This is a genomic window from Arthrobacter mobilis, assembly GCF_012395835.1.
In the GTDB taxonomy this organism is placed as follows: Bacteria; Actinomycetota; Actinomycetes; order Actinomycetales; family Micrococcaceae; genus Crystallibacter; species Crystallibacter mobilis.
This window is the reverse complement of sequence record NZ_JAAZSQ010000073.1, coordinates 1-889: the sequence shown is the minus strand read 5'-3', so window position 1 is coordinate 889 and position 889 is coordinate 1. Positions and strand designations below refer to the sequence as shown.

Below are 889 nucleotides of genomic sequence, written 5' to 3'. Positions count from 1 at the left end.
CGCTGCTCGATCTGCTGTTGCTTTTTCTCGACGTGCTTCTGCTCCTGGTGCTGCTGCTCGTCGCGCGGCACTGTTGCAAAGTTAGCGATGAGGCAGCCTTTTGTCTTATTCAAAGGCCTTACATTTCAAAAACTCTGCTTACCAGGCGCATTTCGCCCAGGGGATCACCATAATAAAATGCTGAGGCCTGGCCTTTGCGTAGTGCACGCATCACCTCAATACCTTTGATGGTGGCGTAAGCCGTCTTCATGGATTTAAATCCCAGCGTGGCGCCGATTATCCGTTTCAGTTTGCCATGATCGCATTCAATCACGTTGTTCCGGTACTTAATCTGTCGGTGTTCAACGTCAGACGGGCACCGGCCTTCGCGTTTGAGCAGAGCAAGCGCGCGACCATAGGCGGGCGCTTTATCCGTGTTGATGAATCGCGGGATCTGCCACTTCTTCACGTTGTTGAGGATTTTACCCAGAAACCGGTATGCAGCTTTGCTGTTACGACGGGAGGAGAGATAAAAATCGACAGTGCGGCCCCGGCTGTCGACGGCCCGGTACAGATACGCCCAGCGGCCATTGACCTTCACGTAGGTTTCATCCATGTGCCACGGGCAAAGATCGGAAGGGTTACGCCAGTACCAGCGCAGCCGTTTTTCCATTTCAGGCGCATAACGCTGAACCCAGCGGTAAATCGTGGAGTGATCGACATTCACTCCGCGTTCAGCCAGCATCTCCTGCAGCTCACGGTAACTGATGCCGTATTTGCAGTACCAGCGTACGGCCCACAGAATGATGTCACGCTGAAAATGCCGGCCTTTGAATGGGTTCATGTGCAGCTCCATCAGCAAAAGGGGATGATAAGTTTATCACCACCGACTATTTGCAACAGTGCCCCC

1 protein-coding gene is annotated in these 889 nt (G+C 53.2%); it reads right to left on the bottom strand.

Annotation, left to right across the window (positions count from 1 at the left end; all coding sequences use genetic code 11):
* Positions 1 to 118: 118 nt before the first annotated feature.
* On the bottom strand, positions 119 to 823 hold the full coding sequence (locus HGG74_RS20885; RefSeq protein ID WP_001067855.1) for an IS6-like element IS26 family transposase: 705 nt from the start codon (positions 821 to 823) through the stop codon (positions 119 to 121).
* Between the last annotated feature and the right edge of the window lie 66 nt (positions 824 to 889).

Bases quoted from the DNA above. Each gene is read 5' to 3' on its own strand.
- HGG74_RS20885 (WP_001067855.1), bottom strand. From the start codon at position 823: ATGAACCCATTCAAAGGCCGGCATTTTCAGCGTGACATCATTCTGTGG.